The sequence below is a fragment of the Halomonas qinghailakensis genome, assembly GCF_025820815.1.
In the GTDB taxonomy this organism is placed as follows: domain Bacteria; phylum Pseudomonadota; class Gammaproteobacteria; order Pseudomonadales; family Halomonadaceae; genus Vreelandella; species Vreelandella qaidamensis.
Genome location: NZ_CP096973.1, coordinates 1058914 through 1074686, shown reverse-complemented (window position 1 = coordinate 1074686; position 15773 = coordinate 1058914). Strand labels below are relative to the sequence as shown.

15 protein-coding genes are annotated in these 15773 nt (G+C 51.1%); 12 read left to right on the top strand and 3 right to left on the bottom strand.

From position 1 onward, the window contains the following. The first annotated feature begins 139 nt into the window (after positions 1–139). The 6 genes from trmB to M0220_RS04970 all read left to right on the top strand — a co-directional run bounded on the left by trmB (position 140) and on the right by M0220_RS04970 (position 7166). A complete protein-coding gene (trmB, locus tag M0220_RS04995; protein ID WP_030074758.1) occupies positions 140–805 on the top strand; it encodes a tRNA (guanine(46)-N(7))-methyltransferase TrmB in 666 nt (221 codons plus the stop codon). Further along, positions 802–1131 (top strand): DMT family transporter, encoded by a 330-nt coding sequence (locus tag M0220_RS04990; protein ID WP_030074760.1) that lies wholly within the window; start codon positions 802–804, stop codon positions 1129–1131. Before trmB ends, M0220_RS04990 begins: the two co-directional genes overlap by 4 nt. 56 nt (positions 1132–1187) lie before the next feature. Next, positions 1188–2681 carry a D-alanyl-D-alanine carboxypeptidase/D-alanyl-D-alanine endopeptidase gene (gene dacB, locus M0220_RS04985; protein ID WP_051690215.1) on the top strand — a complete coding sequence of 498 codons (1494 nt, stop codon included), beginning with the start codon at positions 1188–1190 and terminating at the stop codon, positions 2679–2681. Positions 2682–2709: 28 nt separating this feature from the next. Beyond that, entirely contained in the window at positions 2710–3081 is a 372-nt protein-coding gene (locus tag M0220_RS04980) for a diacylglycerol kinase (protein ID WP_030074764.1), read from the top strand. A 73-nt stretch (positions 3082–3154) separates the two neighbouring features. Further along, positions 3155–6154 carry a bifunctional [glutamate--ammonia ligase]-adenylyl-L-tyrosine phosphorylase/[glutamate--ammonia-ligase] adenylyltransferase gene (gene glnE / locus M0220_RS04975; RefSeq protein ID WP_264018853.1) on the top strand — a complete coding sequence of 1000 codons (3000 nt, stop codon included), beginning with the start codon at positions 3155–3157 and terminating at the stop codon, positions 6152–6154. 118 nt (positions 6155–6272) lie between these two features. Continuing rightward, on the top strand, positions 6273–7166 hold the full coding sequence (locus tag M0220_RS04970) for an AEC family transporter (protein ID WP_030074768.1): 894 nt from the start codon (positions 6273–6275) through the stop codon (positions 7164–7166). Between the two features lie 23 nt (positions 7167–7189). On the opposite strand, the gene M0220_RS04965 is transcribed toward M0220_RS04970, so the two are convergent. After that, on the bottom strand, positions 7190–7546 hold the full coding sequence (locus M0220_RS04965) for a hypothetical protein (protein ID WP_030074770.1): 357 nt from the start codon (positions 7544–7546) through the stop codon (positions 7190–7192). A 240-nt stretch (positions 7547–7786) separates the two neighbouring features. Here M0220_RS04965 and M0220_RS04960 point away from each other — a divergent pair, with 240 nt between their 5' ends. The 4 genes from M0220_RS04960 (at position 7787) to M0220_RS04945 (ending at position 11929) form a co-directional block, all read left to right on the top strand. Then, on the top strand, positions 7787–9412 hold the full coding sequence (locus M0220_RS04960; protein ID WP_264018852.1) for a BCCT family transporter: 1626 nt from the start codon (positions 7787–7789) through the stop codon (positions 9410–9412). A 385-nt stretch (positions 9413–9797) separates the two neighbouring features. Beyond that, positions 9798–11147, top strand: coding sequence for an MFS transporter (locus tag M0220_RS04955; RefSeq protein ID WP_030074774.1), 1350 nt, complete (start codon positions 9798–9800; stop codon positions 11145–11147). Between the two features lie 14 nt (positions 11148–11161). Next, positions 11162–11677 (top strand): retropepsin-like aspartic protease family protein, encoded by a 516-nt coding sequence (locus M0220_RS04950; RefSeq protein ID WP_030074775.1) that lies wholly within the window; start codon positions 11162–11164, stop codon positions 11675–11677. A 72-nt stretch (positions 11678–11749) separates the two neighbouring features. After that, a complete protein-coding gene (locus M0220_RS04945) occupies positions 11750–11929 on the top strand; it encodes a PLDc N-terminal domain-containing protein (protein ID WP_030074777.1) in 180 nt (59 codons plus the stop codon). A 118-nt stretch (positions 11930–12047) separates the two neighbouring features. Here the strand turns inward: M0220_RS04945 and M0220_RS04940 are convergent, their stop codons facing one another. Continuing rightward, positions 12048–12170, bottom strand: a complete 123-nt coding sequence (locus tag M0220_RS04940; RefSeq protein ID WP_264018851.1) for a hypothetical protein — start codon at positions 12168–12170, stop codon at positions 12048–12050. A gap of 228 nt (positions 12171–12398) precedes the next feature. On the opposite strand from M0220_RS04940, the gene M0220_RS04935 reads away from it, so the two are divergent. Together M0220_RS04935 and M0220_RS04930 are read left to right on the top strand one after the other, a co-directional pair. Beyond that, positions 12399–13157 carry a winged helix-turn-helix domain-containing protein gene (locus tag M0220_RS04935; RefSeq protein WP_264018850.1) on the top strand — a complete coding sequence of 253 codons (759 nt, stop codon included), beginning with the start codon at positions 12399–12401 and terminating at the stop codon, positions 13155–13157. 22 nt (positions 13158–13179) lie between these two features. Further along, positions 13180–14775, top strand: coding sequence for an ATP-binding protein (locus M0220_RS04930; protein WP_030074779.1), 1596 nt, complete (start codon positions 13180–13182; stop codon positions 14773–14775). Here M0220_RS04930 and M0220_RS04925 read toward each other — a convergent pair. Further along, complete coding sequence (locus tag M0220_RS04925; protein ID WP_030074781.1) at positions 14738–15676, bottom strand: LysR family transcriptional regulator; 939 nt, start codon at positions 15674–15676, stop codon at positions 14738–14740. The two genes, M0220_RS04930 and M0220_RS04925, sit on opposite strands and share 38 nt — an antisense overlap. Between the last annotated feature and the right edge of the window lie 97 nt (positions 15677–15773).

Genomic DNA, 15773 nt, shown 5'->3' with positions numbered 1-15773 from the left:
CAGAGGCGTAGCAAAAAAGTGCTGCTCATCTGAGCTTAATAATACGCTTGGGCGTGATCATAGCACCGGGCATACAACGGCGTCATGCCGCGTGCGCGGTAGACTGGTAGAATCACGTTTTTTTTAAGCAGGGGATGGCATGCAGCATACATCACGACCCGTGGTTTCCAATCAGCCAGGCCCGCATCAAGATGTGGCACGCCGGGTGGCACGTGCCTTGGAAAACCCGCTGCGGAAGCCAATCGCTGCGCATACGCAACAAGCGTTTCAATATGCCCAAACGTGGTTAATAAATCAGCAAGCGCCATTGATTTTAGACGCCGGTTGCGGCGTGGGTCTTTCGACCCGCCGCTTAGCAGAGAGGTTTCCAGCGCATGCGGTGATCGGCATCGACCGCAGCGAAGATCGGCTACGTCGAGATCATGGTGAGCTGCCTACTAATGCGCTGTTGGTGCGGGCTGACCTTGTCGATTTCTGGCGTCTAGCTGAACAAGCAAACTGGGCGCCCGAGCGCCACTATCTGCTTTACCCCAACCCTTACCCAAAAGCAGCGCATTTAAAAATGCGCTGGCATGGACATCCTGTTTTCCCCACACTGCTAGCCCTTGGTGGGCATTTAGAAGTGCGAACCAACTGGCAGTTATATGTGGAAGAGTTTGCTCTGGCGACCGCTCTGGTAACGGGTAAGCAGGCATTGATTGCCTCGTTGGCTCCTAACGGCAGCTATCTAACGCCATTTGAAGCAAAGTATGATCAAAGCGGGCAAGCGCTTTGGCAGTTGCAGATTGAATTGGAGCGGACATGACGTTTGTATATCTAGTGCTGGCTATTGTTGCCGAAGTTATCGCTACTAGTGCTCTCAAGTCTTCAATGGGGTTCACGCGACCGCTTCCAAGCGTCATGGTTGTTGTTGGTTACGGCGTAGCGTTTTATTTGTTGAGCCTCGTGTTACGGACCTTGCCTGTGGGTATTGCCTACGCCATTTGGGCAGGTTTGGGCATCGTATTGGTCACGCTGGTTGGTATTGTGGTTTTCGGCGAAAAACCTGATCTACCCGCCGTTATTGGCATTAGTTTGATCGTGGCTGGAGTAGTCGTACTTCAAGTCTTTTCAAAAATGAACGTGCATTGAGGAAGGTAAGCGTGACGTGCTCAGATATTAAGTGCTCGGATATTAAGTGCTCGGATATGAAGTTTTCAGCGGTTAATCATTTGGTTAAATCATCCATATGCCGCTGGCGTCGGGCATTAGTCATTGGTGTAGCCAGCACTGTCTTGTGTGCAAGCCCAGCACTGTATGCCGACTTCAGCCGCCTTGGTCAGTTAGAAAGCAAAGGCTTCTCTATTAGCGCTGAAGCGCGCTTACTCGATGCGGATACCGGCAGTAATGCATTATTGGGTAGCCTAAACCCTGATCGTCAGCTGTCGCCAGCTTCGGTCACTAAAGCTTATCTGTCTGCTGCGGCACTCAATCGTTTTGGGCCCCAGCATCGCTTTACCAGCCAACTCGTCAGCACAGGCAACGTGGATAATGGCGTGTTGCGCGGCGACTTGGTATTCGAAGGTGGGGGGGATCCAGGACTGACTACTGAAGACCTTTGGCGGTTAGTTCAGCGCCTGCAGCTGGCCGGTGTGCGCGAAGTGGATGGCGCGTTGATTGTTAGTCAGTGGCGCTTTGGTCCTGTGGAATGTATTACCACAGACCGTTGTAATGCACGTACCCGTGTCACCAACGCTTACAGTGCGCCGCTCACCTCGGCAGGTGTCAACTTTGGTAGCTGGTGCGCCAATATAGCCCCTGCGGCAGCAGCGGGAGAGCCTGCACGCGTGGGATTATGCGATAGTCAGGCGCCGCTAGTTGCGATTGATAACCAAGTTATCACGCGCCCGGCAAATAGCGGCACTGACATCAGTGCAGAGCGCATTACCGACGAGCGTGGTGATGTCCTGCGCCTCACTGGGCAGATTTCAACCAATGCTTCCGCCCGTGATGTTTACCGTGGCGCCGGCGATGCAGCAGAGAAAACGGCACAAGTATTGTTGAGCATGCTAAATCAGGCAGGTGTCAGCGTGCGTGACCCATGGCGGGTTAGTTCAACACAACCACCTAGCAGTGCGCAGCGTTTAGCGGCAGTGGATAGTAAACCGCTCCAGGAGCTGCTGCTGCGTACCATGAACTACTCTAATAATTATATGGCTGATGTGCTGGCGCTGAATCTGGTGGAAACACCCCAGGCGCAACTGCGCCAGGCAGGACAGGCGATAGAAGCCTATGCGCAGAGCTTGTCCGGCCACGGGCCGCTGACGTTACATAGCGGTAGTGGGTTGACGACGGATAACCGTACCTCCGCTCATGGTGTCAATGTGATGTTGGAGGACATGTTTCACCAAAGTGCCTTGTTCCCTAGCTTTGTTGCTTCCTTTCAATCGCCCGCCAATGGGGTTATGCGCTTTATTCGCCGTGGATCACCGACCTTCCAGAATAACGTCATGTTGAAAACAGGTACGCTCAATCAGCCGTTTGCTGTTCGTGCTGTCGCTGGCTATTTCCGTACTTCTCAGGGGCGTTGGGGCGTGTTTAGTGTGCTAGTTAACGGTAGCGGCAGTACCCCTTATCTTAGTTGGCCCGAGGTGTTAGATCCGCTGTCGCTGGATTTAGATGCGATGATATTGGCTAATTAATCTTAATTTTACCGCCGAGGCAACGGGCATGAAGCCAGGACATACGGGATTAACCCATTTACTGCACTCAACGCGCTATTCATGGAAAGGGCTAAAAGCCGCTTTCAGAAATGAAGCTGCGTTTCGACAAGAAGTGGTTATTGCAGCGGTATTGCTGCCGCTGGCTTGGTGGATTGGAGAAGGGCCTATTAGCTGGCTGCTGCTGGTTGGCAGCCTGTTTCTTGTGCTAATTGTGGAGCTGCTTAATAGTGCCATCGAGAATGTTGTTGACCGCATTGGCACCGAGCATCACGTACTTTCAGGGCGTGCTAAAGATATTGGCTCGGCGGCGGTTATGCTGTCGTTGATCATGGCAGGCTTAACCTGGGGGCTGTTAGGCTGGCAAAAACTGATGGGCTAATTTGCTGCCACGCAACTCATACAGTGGTTAGCTCCATTAACAAACATAATAGATGCTTGGCGGAGAGGTGGTTATGCAGTTAAACGACGCGTTTTTACCCCAGGATGAGTTGCCAATAGCGCTTAGGCCTTCTGCACAGCGTGCATGGCAGCGGTTAAGTGAAGCGCTTAGCCAAGCTGATAATATTGCCTCAATGACCAAGCAACCGTTGCCTTCTAGCAGTTGGGAGGCACTTTCCAACACGCGCCGTGAAGCGTTAGCGAAAGTCGTTTCTATCTCAAGCTTTGCCCTAGATACCTTAGCGCGCTTTCCCCACTGGCTAATTGATTTGGATGTGGCTGGTGAGCTGGATGCGACGGCAAGTAAAGAAATGCAAGCAAGCTGGTTGGATGATGCGCTGGAGAATGCCGATGAAGAAGAGGCTATGCATCGTGCTATCCGCCGTTTTCGTCGTGCCCGCATGCTTGGCATTGTATGGCGTGACCTGAATCGCCCTGACGGTTACACCATGTGGGACACCGCTCAGGCGGTCTCGTGGCTGGCGGAAGTTTGTATTGAAGCTGCGCTAAGCTGGCTTGAGCGTTTTTATGCCCCTCGCTGGGGGGTGCCTGCGACGCGTGCGGACGGCTCGGATCAGCGGCTTGTCGTACTGGGCATGGGTAAGCTCGGCGCGGGAGAGCTCAATCTCTCATCTGATATCGACCTGATCTTCGCCTTTCCTGAAAAAGGCGAGACCGAAGGGGGGCGTAAGCCTCTTGAACACCAGGAGTATTTCACCAAGCTTGGCCAGAAGCTGATTGCTGCTTTAGATGCCATGACGGCCGACGGTTTTGTCTTTCGAGTCGATATGCGGCTACGCCCACTAGGAGACGGTGGCCCACTGGTGGGCAGTTTTTCGATGCTTTCCAGTTACTATCAAGACCAAGGCCGTGAGTGGGAACGCTATGCCATGCTCAAGGCTCGCCCCGTCGCAGGAGATATTGACGGGGGGCATGAGCTGCTCGCTAGTCTCAGACCGTTTGTTTACCGCCGCTACCTGGATTTTGGTGCAATTGAGTCGCTACGTGAACTCAAGGCGATGATCAATCGCGAGGTAAAGCGCAAGGGCATGCAAAGTAATATCAAGCTAGGCCCTGGTGGAATCCGAGAAGTTGAGTTTGTGGTACAGGCGTTTCAGTTGATTCGCGGTGGGCGCGATACCGAGCTTCAAGTGACGTCGCTTAAGACTGCCCTGAACCGGCTGCCCGAGCTGGGGCTATTACCCCAAACGGTCGTTGACGATCTGCTGCCGGATTATGCGTATCTTCGTGATGTGGAGCACGCTATTCAGGCGCTAGAAGACCGCCAAACCCAAACGCTCCCCGTTGATGATGAAGACCGTGAACGGGTCGCTTTTGCCTTGGGGCATGAAGACTGGCCTGGGCTCATCGCGCAGTTGGATGAAGTGCGCGAACGCGTCCGTCAGCACTTTGATGCAGTGATCGCGGATCCAGAAGAGGATAGCGATTCAGAAAGCAGCGACGACAACCTTGGCCTGTCGCAGTGGCGGTTACTGTGGCGCGGCGAGCTAGAGCAAGAAGAAGCGTTAGCATTGTTGACTGATGCCGGTTTTCTTGAACCTGCGAAAGCGCTTAAACGACTGCATGGTCTTTACCACTCCCGCCAGGTACAAAGTATGCAGCGTATTGGCTTTGAACGGCTGGATGCGCTTATGCCACTACTGCTGGTTGCGGTTGCGGAAAGTGACTTACCGGATAACGCGCTTAGCGGCGTTCAACCGCTGATCGAATCAGTGTTAAGGCGTACCGCCTACCTTGCACTGCTGCGTGAAAACCCCCAAGCGCTTGAGCACCTAATGAAACTGTGCTCGTCCAGTCACTGGATTGCTGAACAGCTGGCGCGCTACCCCATCCTGCTTGATGAGCTACTAACGCCGGACACGCTCTACACCCCCGCTGACAAGTCACGTTTGGCAGACGAGCTACGCCAAACGTTGAGCCGCTTGCCAGAAGATGATGATGAGGCGCAGCTGGAAGCACTTCGCGTGTTTAAGCATGCGCAGATGCTTCACGTTGCTGCCTCGGATATCGCCGGAACACGCCATTTGATGAAGGTGAGCGACTACTTAACGTATATCGCTGAAGTTATTTTGGATGCCGTGCTAGCGATGGCGTGGAAACATGTCACGCGTAAACATGGTGTGCCAGAAGGTCTCAATACACAGGAGCCAGCGTTTCTGATTGTAGGGTATGGCAAGCTGGGGGGCATTGAACTTGGTTATGGCTCTGATCTGGACTTAGTGTTTCTTCATGATAGTGATGGGAAGGGAGTCACCGATGGCGCTAGGCCTATTGATACGCCAGTCTTTTTTACGCGATTAGGCCAGCGCATTATTCATCTATTAACGGCCATAACTCCGGCGGGTAGTCTCTACGAAGTGGATATGCGCCTGCGCCCCTCGGGCAACGCAGGTTTGTTGGTTACCTCATTAGATGCCTTTGCAGAGTATCAGCGCCAAAACGCCTGGACCTGGGAACATCAGGCGTTAGTACGCGCTCGCGTCGTAGCAGGAAATACTAAGCTTGCGGAAAAATTTGATGCAATCCGTGGTGAAATGTTGTGTCGTGAGCGTGACCCACACGCTCTGAGAGACGATGTTGTTAACATGCGCCATAAAATGCGTGATCACCTTGGTTCAAAAGGTCAGGGTTCAAAAGGTCAGGGTTCAAAAGGACAGCCAGATAATGCAGAAGGGGAAGTGTTTAGCCTGAAGCATGATGCGGGAGGCATGGTCGATATTGAATTTCTCTGCCAGTACGCAGTGTTATCACTCGCTCACGACACACCTGCATTAATAACGTATAGCGATAATATCCGCATTTTAGAAACTCTCGCGCAGAGTGGGCATCTCACCGAGTCAGAAGCGGAGCAGCTTCGGGAAGCGTATCTCGCTTATCGTAGCCATACCCATCGTGCGGCGTTAACTGGGGAAAAAACCATCGTTGATGCACAGGCATTCAAAGCCCATCGTGATGTGGTTATCGCACTTTGGCAGCGTTTTCTTGAACCTTGATTGGCGAGGTGAGTGTTTTTCAGTAGCATCGATAGGGAAGATAGCCTGATAACAATAAGGATGTACTCCCTATGCCAGCTACAGTTCGTCTTTACACCCTCCGATCGGCGGAGGGCGCATGATCGGTCATATTCTTGCCACTTTGTTACCGGTGTTCTTAATTGCTGGCTGTGGTGCGGTCTATGGGCGTTACCGTAACCCTGATATTCGTAGTCTCAATACGCTCAATATGGAGCTATTTGTTCCACTGCTGGTATTTGCTGTGCTGGCAGATCGCCAAGCCCCTTTAGCAGATTATGCGTGGCTTGCCATTGCGGCGGTGGCCGTAGTGCTTGGGTCTGGTTTGGTGCTTTGGCCGGTAGCTAAATGGCTGTCGCTGGATACAAAAGTGTTTTTGCCGCCAATGATGTTTAATAACTCTGGCAATATGGGGGTGCCACTATTGGTGCTTGCTTTTGGGCCAGAGGTGCTGCCAGCCGCAGTGGTCGTGTTTATTGTCGAGATGCTACTGCACTTCTCAGTGGGTCTTTATATGTTGGACCCACGCACGTCACTTTGGCGACTGTTACGCATGCCCATTGTTGCTGCAAGCCTAGCAGGGTTGGTAGTTAATGTGGGAAGCGTGCCGCTGCCGAGCTGGTTGTTGGAAGCAATGCATATGCTTGGTGGTATCTGTATTCCACTGATGCTGTTCGCGCTGGGCGTTCGGCTACTAGAAATTGACTTTAGTGACTGGCGGACTGGCCTGTTAGGCGCGGTGCTGTGTCCGCTTTCTGGCATAGTGATCGCACTTCCACTCATGTGGTTACTGCCGTTAAATCCGCTACAAACGGCCGTGCTACTGGTGTTTGCTGCACTGCCACCTGCAGTTCTGAATTACTTAGTGGCAGAGCAGTATAAACTCGCCCCACAAAAAGTGGCTTCATTGGTGCTGATCGGCAATTTAGGTAGCTTAATCGTTATGCCGCTGACATTAGCAGCGGCATTTGCCTGGATACAAGCGCCGCCTTAACAGCGGCGATATTCAACGGTTGATTAAGAACGGCGGTGTTCGTCTTTAACTTCGTAACTACCTTCTAGTGCATCGTACTGGCCCTTAGATGCATCACTGTGAGCGTAACCACCACCGATATCCTGAGCATGGTCAGCGCGCATTTGCTCCATGCGTTTTTTCATTTTATGGCGGACAAAAGGCATCATTGCCCATCCGATAAGCAGGAAAAAAAGTCCGAGCACGACACCAACGATCATCAGCGCTCCAAACGCTAGCCATGTTAGTAGCAGTTTAAAGCTACCCATTAGACCAGTTGGCTGGGTTTGGGCTGCCCGTGCACGCCACTGGTTAGCAGCTTGCCACGCGGCATTGCGTTGATCGCGATTCATTTGCGGCATGAAAGCCTCCATCGTTCGTATGCATTTGTTGGAACACAGACGGGGTGTCAAGTTCCTGGCCTGGGTTAACATTTCTTTATTTTGGGGGCGGCAACCCGTTATATGCCTATGTTAGGTTAATGGCCTAACTTGGTACGTTTGATGTTAAGTAACTGGTATACATTCGGTATTTCATAATGCCAGCATTTATCTGTACCGTTTGCATTATGGTACACAACGCTCATCTAACAGGATGGTTATATGGCAAATCATGGCGGTAAGTCGGTTTTTGTCGCATCAGCGATCATTATATTCGGCTTAGTTATTATTGGCGCTGCATTTCCAGAAGGCTTTGGTAATGCAGCCCAAGCAGCGCTTACATCAATTACTGAGCTGTTTGGCTGGTTTTACTTATTTTCAGTATTTGGTTTTGTGGTTTTTTTGATCGGACTTGCACTGAGTAAGTACGGAAAAGTGCGTCTTGGCCCTCAAGATAGCACGCCTAGCTACAGTTTTTTCTCTTGGATTAGCATGTTGCTGGCTGCCGGTTTTGGCGTCGGGCTGGTGTTCTATGGGATGGCTGAGCCAATGACTCACTATATTAATCCCCCTTATGGCGATGTTCCTGCCGAAACGGATGCTGCCGCACGCTATGCCATCCAATACAGCTACTTTAACTGGGGCATCCACCAGTGGGCGGCGTTTTCTGTTGTGGGCTTGATTATTGCCTACTTTCAATTTCGGAAAGGGCAAGCCGGGCTGGTGTCTTCTGTACTCTCTTCGGTGACGGCTAAACATCCCCGCGTTCGCCCTTACGCATCATGGTTGGATATTTTTGCCGTGGTTGCCACCGTTATGGGGGTTGCCACTTCGCTTGGTTTAGGTGTGTTGCAAATGAATGGTGGCCTTAATGCGGTGTTCGGTTTGCCGGAAAATGGCTTTTGGCAGTTTGTTATTCTGTTTGTCATGTTCTGTGCTTATATGGCATCGACCTGGTCAGGCTTGGATAAAGGGATTAAGCGATTATCAAACCTAAACATGATTTTATGTATTGGCTTGATGCTATATGTGTTAATTACCGGCCCTACCGTTGCTATTTTAGAGACTATTACCTTAGGTATTGGTGATTACTTACAAAATTTTATCGGTATGAGTCTGCGGATTTCCCCTTATAGCGATAACGAGTGGGCGAGCAGCTGGACTATCTTCTATTGGGCATGGGTGATTGCCTGGTCTCCCTTTGTCGGTACCTTTGTGGCACGGGTTTCTCGAGGTCGTACGATTAAGGAGTATGTCTTTGGCGTACTGTTTGTGCCGCCGCTATTGGCCTGTTTATGGATTGGCGTATTTGGCGGTGCTGCGCTTAATTTGGAAATGTCGGGCAGTGATGTAGGGTTGGCGGCCGCTACTGAAGCCAATATTACCGTAGCGTTATTCGAGATGTTCGAGCTGATGCCTTTCACCGGGGTATTGTCGGTAGTAGCTATGATGCTTATCTTTATTTTCCTGGTAACGTCAGCTGACTCTGCGTCTTATATCGTGGCGCAAATGACCGATAACGGTTCTATCAATCCACCTCTATACAAGCGCATTATTTGGGGAGTTTTGATCGCGGCGATTTGCTTAACGTTAATAGTGGCGGGGGGGCTTTCTGGTCTCCAGTCGGCAGCAGTGCTTTCAGCATTACCGTTTACCTTTATTTTGTATATGATGATTGTAGTGTTAGTTCGCGAGCTAAGGGCTGACCGCAAAGCGATGCTGACGCAGTTATATCGTCGCCATGGGGAAACGCCAGTGGGTGCCGATGCGTTTGAAGCGGAGCAGTTGGGTGAAGAAGAGCGCCTACGCCGTGCTCCAAGCGTCGTCAATCGGCGTATTAATAGCTAAATCATTCGCTTATTTACAGGGAACGCACACATGGACAAGGCGTGCTAATGGCCCGGCAAGGACACCACGGTGCCACGAGGAAAAAGCCCAAAAGAGTGGTTTTTGATCGCTGGCTGGATCGCATTGTCACCGTTGCTGTGGTCACAGCGATGGTGGTGGGTACTGCGGCCGTGGCAGCCCACTGGTTGCTATGAATTGGATTGCCATGGATGGTTCAGCAACAACGATCAGCGCGTTACGCTCGGCTATGCCGAGCGTTTGTTTTTTTAAGGCCCCGACCGCGGTTAAGCCGCTTTTCTGAATAACCACATGCCATCTTATCGTCATGAACTAACTGCCGTTAATATGGTGATGACGCTACTACACACTTTTTGAGAGAGCCTGCATGCTGCCTGCTAACCCCGCCAAGGTTGCTCCCACCTACGCATCGCGACGTGAAATATTTGGCTGGGCAATGTTTGATTTTGCCAACCAAGCTTACACCTTGCTGATTATCACCGTTGTGTTTGGAGAGCTTTTCACAACGGTCATTGTAGGCGATCGAGGAGATGGCTTTCGCCTAGCGAATTTTTTGTGGAGTCTCGCGTTGGCATTGAGCTATCTCATGGTCGTATTAACTGCCCCGCTATGCGGCGCGGTGATGGATTATCGAGCAGAAAAAAAGCGCTTTTTATTAATTAGTTACCTCGCCACCGTGGCAACTACTGCCATGCTGTACTTTGTCGAGCCTGGCTATGTGGTGGTGGGGCTGCTGTTAATCATACTGTCAAACTACGCTTATTCGATGGGTGAGTCGTTTATTGCCGCTTTTTTGCCAGAGTTAGGGCCGCCTGATGCGCTAGGTAAAATTTCAGGATTTGGTTGGGCGCTTGGCTATATTGGAGGCCTTTTTGCTGCTGGTTTTACACTGATGGTGCTGGGGGAGGCCACCGCCGACAACTTTGAGCGCATACGTTGGGTGGGGCCCTTTGCTGCAGGTTTTTTCTTGGTGGCGGCTATACCCACTTTTCTGTGGATGAAAGAGCGTGGTGTTCCTCAGCCCCATGGTGTTTCCTATCGACGTATTGCGATGCAGCGTGTGCGTTCAACGTTTGCCGAGCTGCGCTATTTTAAAGACTTAACTATCTTCTTAGTCTCGCTGCTATTCTCGATGGCAGGTGTCTACATCATTATTGCGTTTGCCTTTATTTATGGCGCTCAAGTAATTGGTTGGGAAGAGGGTGTGCGCAATATTATGTTTATTATTGTGCAAGTAACGGCAGCGGCAGGCGCGTTGGGGTTCGGGTTTCTACAGGATAAGCTGGGTGCCAAACGCACATATCAAATGACCTTGGCACTTTGGGTCATCGCTATTATCGCAATATGGGCGACGCCAGAGCTAACCGACTGGGTGAATAGCCGTTATGCCGTAGAGTGGCAGGCACAGCACGTTTTCCTGGTAGTTGGCTGTTTGGCAGGTCTTAGCCTGGGGTCTAGCCAGTCAGCCAGCAGGGCGCTGGTAGGCTTGTTTTCGCCACTGGAGAAGTCCGCCGAGTTTTTCGGCTTTTGGGGGCTGGCTAATAAATTGGCAGGGGTATTTGGAATTGTCATGCTAGGCGTTTTGCAAACGTTAATTGGTCTGCAAGCGTCTATCCTACTATGTGTGGCACTGTTTGTTATCGCGATGCTGATATGCGCTGTGGTTAATGAACAACGGGGGCGCGATGCTGCACTCGCCTGGGAAAGGAGCGTTTAGCTCGGAGGTGGCATATGAAAATCCTCGCTATGCAGCGTGGTGGTATCGCCCTAATGCTACTCTTTTGGATGCTACTATTGGCCGGGGGTACATGGCTGCTGGATGGGGGTTTTGAAAAGGTAATGACCCCGAATGCCCATGTAATGTATGCCTCTCCCGAGGATGGGCCTGTTAGTTTAACGCGCAACCGTGCAGGCCATTTTGAAGCGCCAGGTAAAATTAATGGTAAACCGGTTACATTTTTGTTGGACACTGGAGCTACCTATGTTGCAGTACCCGGCAACTTAGCTAGCGAGCTGGGGTTGTCGCCAGGGCGCAGTGCATGGTTTAACACTGCAAATGGGCGTGCAGAGGGAACGTTGACACAGTTAAATGAAGTGGTTTTAGGCAACATACGTATGAATGATGTGCAAGGCTCTATAAGCCCCGGTATGGAGAACGACACTGTGCTGCTGGGCATGAGTTTTCTTAATTTATTAACGATTGAGATACGTAGTGGAGAAATGCTGCTAAGCCTGCCTAAAGAGTGAAACTTACTTGTCGGCATCGGCACGATGTGCTTAGCTGAAAATTCATGGAAGTAAACCCGCTAAGGAGTCGTTATGGGTATTGAAGTAGGTGGATTACTGGGTCTTATTTGGCTGATTATCGTTATATGGGCCATTGTTAAAGTCGCTAAGAGTTCAGCCAGTGGCCTTGCAAAGCTATTGTGGATCTTGGCGTTATTGTTTTTTCCACTGGTTGGGCTGATCGCGTGGTTTCTACTTGGTCCCAAAGGGTAGCGAGCAACACGCTATCTCTAAATAATAAAAGGCAGTCCACTATGGTGGGCTGCCTTTTTAGTAACCCAACTATTAGGTTACTTAATGAAGCGCAACGTGGATGAGCGCATCAATCGTTTTACCCGCGTGGAGGTGCCTTGTAATGCCCAGGAATCGTTAGCTTTTCCCCATTAGGCAAGTCGCGCACTTGGGTGGGTACATAAACACGTTTGATAATACTTTTGGCTTTGCTGTTTCCCATGAAATCCTCCTCCTGTCAGATTGCCGACAGTTAGCCAACTCACATTAGCGCTTGGTTGCTTCAGAATCAAGGTACCTAGCAGGCAAATCATTGAATATACGATTAGGAAATAGCCAAGGGGCAGGCGTTTGAGTGGTTTTGAGGTATCCTGGGAAATATTACAGCCTGCGGTTATGTAAGGGTGAGCGGGTGATAACACAAACTGCCTAAGCGGAGTGAACATACAGGATGGTAGACCACTTGGAACAGCAATTTCAGGCGCTTGGGGCTCAAGACGCCGTAACACCAGATTATCCCGATCAAGATCATGTGTTGATTATTGAAGATGACCAGCGTTTGGCAGAGCTTACTCGCGACTACCTAGAAGCGAATGGCTTTCAAGTGACGCTGGAGGCGGATGGGGCTAAAGGCGTTGATCGTATTTTAACGCTTCAGCCTGACTTGGTGATTCTTGACTTAATGCTACCGGGTGAAGATGGCTTGGCTATTTGTCGTCGTGTACGGCCTAATTTTGCCGGCCCTATTATGATGTTAACGGCCCGTACTGATGATCTTGATCAAGTGCTGGGCTTGGAGATGGGGGCTGATGACTATGTGCCTAAACCGGTTCAACCTCGTGTGCTTTTAGCGCGTATGCGGGCGTTACTTCGTCGCGCGGATGCGCCTGCCCCCGGTGGTGAAATGCGCTTGCGCTTCGAAAATCTAGAGATAGATAACGCCACCCGCGAAGCGTGGCTTTCTGGCGAGCGCATTGACCTTACCAGTGCCGAGTTTGATCTACTGTGGCTATTGGCAAGCAACGCGGGGCGAGTCTTGACGCGCGAAGAAATTTTCAATGAGCTGCGTGGTATCAAATACGATGGACAGGATCGTTCGATCGATGTTCGCGTATCGCGTATTCGTCCCAAAGTAGGCGATGATCCTAATCAGCCACACCGCATTAAAACGGTGCGCAGCAAAGGTTATCTTTTTGTTAAAGATAGTTAATTAATCGAGCGAGGTTAACCGTATGCGGCGAGTGTTGGGCCACGGTTCTTTTTTGAGATTTTATCTTCTGCTGGGCTTGGCACTTTGCGTCGTGTTTTTTATTGCGCTGGGTGGGCGCTCTTTTATTGAGCAGGTTCGTCGCGAAGATTATCGTGAACAACTCGCCGCGTTACCTATGTCGTTAATGACGCAGCAGCTAGCGTCAAGCCAAGTGGCTGAAAGAGAAGCCTCACTTGCGCGCTTTTCAGAACAGCTCGGCATGCAACTCTCACTTCAACGAATTGAAGATGCAGAGCTGAATTACTTTGAACGATCGCGTGTCGAGCGGGGGTCCGTTTTAGTGACCGGAGACCCTTGGAAGCTGCGGCAACGCATACCCAATGATGAGTGGATGCTAGAAGCGACGTTTGCCGCGTGGAGTGAGCAACAGTGGCAAGGCAGTATGGTATTGATTGGAGACTGGCTTGCCAGTATGCCTCCTGAAGCAAGAGCTGACGCTTTGGCTTCTCTGAACACTGGCAGCTGGCCGCTTTCACTGCTTGTTACTGCCCCTCACGGGCTCACCTCAGAGCAGCAGTTTCAGCTCGCGTTAGGAGGTGTGCTGACGCGTTTGGTTTCGGATAAGCTTTCCTTGTTGCTAATTTATCAACTGCCAGGCGAGAACCAATGGTTACAGGCTGGCCCAACCTCTCGCGGTGATACGCTGCCGGTCAACTTGCACCTTCCTTTACTGGTAGGGTTGATGGTGGTGCTCAGCCTGATTATTTACTTAATTATGCGCAGTATCGAAGCGCGCATGGCGCGTTTAGAGCTAGCGGCAACCAGAATCGCCAGTGGCCGTTTGGAAACCCGTGTAAAAGTAGAGAGCGGTGATTTTTTAGGTCGAGTAGGCATGGCCTTTAATGGCATGGCGAATCAGGTCCAAAGTTTGCTAAGAGGCCAACAAGAGATGATTCGTGCGGTGTCTCATGAATTACGCACGCCGGTCGCTCGCATACGCTTTGCAGTACAAATGGTCGAAGATATGACGGATCAGCCTGCGATTCGTCGTCAGCTTCAGGGAATTGATGCTGATATCGCCGAGCTAGACGAGTTGGTTGATGAAATTCTCACCTACGCGCGTTTAGGAGGGGAATCCATTAATGGCGTAGAGTTGGAAATGGCGCTGGTTGAGTGTCGGGCAATGGCCGAGCGCGTTATTGATACGCTGTCACCGCTTCACCAAAGTTTATCATTAACGTTAGAAAGCAACTCAGAGGTTGAACTTTACGCAGAGCCACGTTATTTACAGCGCGCACTGCAAAACCTAGTCAGCAATGCTTGCCGCCATGCCAAGTCCCACGTCGTGATTCGTTTGTGTGACGAACCTCACCTGGTGCGTATCGATATTGAAGATGATGGGCCCGGCATACCGCCTGAGGCCCGCGGTGATATTTTTAAGCCGTTTGCTCGACTCGATAATAGCCGCGCACGTAGTTCTGGTGGTTATGGATTGGGTCTGTCCATTGTGCAAAAAATTATGGCAGGCCACGGGGGTAGCGTCACTGTTGATACCAGCCCTACACTTGGTGGCGCGCGTTTTACGTTGCTGATTCCTCGTCGCGAGTCGCCGGCTTAATGCCTGATAGCACTGCAAATGAGGTCTCTTTAGCGGTGCGCAAAAAGTCCTGCATCCAAGGCGCTTCTAAATTCTCCTCTCGAATAGCGGCATAAAGCGTGCTCCAAATGCCGTTCTCGCCCAGTTTTACGGCGCTAACATAATCCCGCTCTAAATACTCGGTGAGTGCCCAGTTGGGCAGTGCACAGACGCCTCGACCGCTGGCAACGAGCTGCATCATCATGATGGTGAGCTCTGCAGTGCGGATTTCTTTTGGTCGAACATTGGCGGGAGCCAAAAATTGGGTAAACACATCCAGCCGAGCGTGTTCGACCGGATAGGTGATTAGTGTTTCCTCGGCTAATGCTTTTGGTTCGATAAACGGACGGCCTGCAAAAGAGTGCTGCCGAGCAACCGCTAGCAGACCTTCATAACGAAACAGCGGCGCGTAGTGTACTCCTTCCAATGGCTGAGGATCGGCGGTGATCACCAGGTCTAACTGCTCTCTAGCAAGGGCAGGCAGCGGGTCGAAGTGGTGGCCACTGGGGATATCAATTTCGACCTCTGGCCAGTGATCGCGAAAGTAATCCACGGTTGGCATCAGCCATTGGAAACAGCTGTGGCACTCGATGGCCATATGCAGCCGACCCTGCTCCGTACCTGCCAAGCGCGCTAAGTCACGCTCAGCCTTACGTACTTCAGGCAAAATCTCATCTGCCAGTGCCAACAGGCGAAGCCCCGCTCTAGTGAATTCCACTGGGCGTGTTTTACGTACAAACAGTGCGCTGTCAACGCGGCCTTCCAAATCTTTTAACTGATGGGAAAGCGCCGACTGGGTTAGGTGAACCCGCTCTGCAGCCTCCACTAAAGAACCGGTTTCCCGCAGGGCGAGCAGCGTGCGCAAATGGCGTAATTCAATCATTGTGAGTATTTTTCATGTTTTGTATTAAAAACTTTAGTTTGATTCATGATTTTAAGATAAGCAGACTGTGCGAAATCATTCATGTTTAAAGGTTCCA

Coding starts and splice junctions, on each gene's coding strand:
- glnE (WP_264018853.1), top strand. CDS start 3,155: ATGCAGTTAAACGACGCGTTTTTACCCCAGGATGAGTTGCCAATAGCG.
- dacB (WP_051690215.1), top strand. CDS start 1,188: ATGAAGTTTTCAGCGGTTAATCATTTGGTTAAATCATCCATATGCCGC.
- M0220_RS04955 (WP_030074774.1), top strand. CDS start 9,798: ATGCTGCCTGCTAACCCCGCCAAGGTTGCTCCCACCTACGCATCGCGA.
- trmB (WP_030074758.1), top strand. CDS start 140: ATGCAGCATACATCACGACCCGTGGTTTCCAATCAGCCAGGCCCGCAT.
- M0220_RS04945 (WP_030074777.1), top strand. CDS start 11,750: ATGGGTATTGAAGTAGGTGGATTACTGGGTCTTATTTGGCTGATTATC.
- M0220_RS04940 (WP_264018851.1), bottom strand. CDS start 12,170: ATGGGAAACAGCAAAGCCAAAAGTATTATCAAACGTGTTTATGTACCC.
- M0220_RS04960 (WP_264018852.1), top strand. CDS start 7,787: ATGGCAAATCATGGCGGTAAGTCGGTTTTTGTCGCATCAGCGATCATT.
- M0220_RS04925 (WP_030074781.1), bottom strand. CDS start 15,676: ATGATTGAATTACGCCATTTGCGCACGCTGCTCGCCCTGCGGGAAACC.
- M0220_RS04970 (WP_030074768.1), top strand. CDS start 6,273: ATGATCGGTCATATTCTTGCCACTTTGTTACCGGTGTTCTTAATTGCT.
- M0220_RS04990 (WP_030074760.1), top strand. CDS start 802: ATGACGTTTGTATATCTAGTGCTGGCTATTGTTGCCGAAGTTATCGCT.
- M0220_RS04980 (WP_030074764.1), top strand. CDS start 2,710: ATGAAGCCAGGACATACGGGATTAACCCATTTACTGCACTCAACGCGC.
- M0220_RS04950 (WP_030074775.1), top strand. CDS start 11,162: ATGAAAATCCTCGCTATGCAGCGTGGTGGTATCGCCCTAATGCTACTC.
- M0220_RS04935 (WP_264018850.1), top strand. CDS start 12,399: ATGGTAGACCACTTGGAACAGCAATTTCAGGCGCTTGGGGCTCAAGAC.
- M0220_RS04930 (WP_030074779.1), top strand. CDS start 13,180: ATGCGGCGAGTGTTGGGCCACGGTTCTTTTTTGAGATTTTATCTTCTG.
- M0220_RS04965 (WP_030074770.1), bottom strand. CDS start 7,546: ATGCCGCAAATGAATCGCGATCAACGCAATGCCGCGTGGCAAGCTGCT.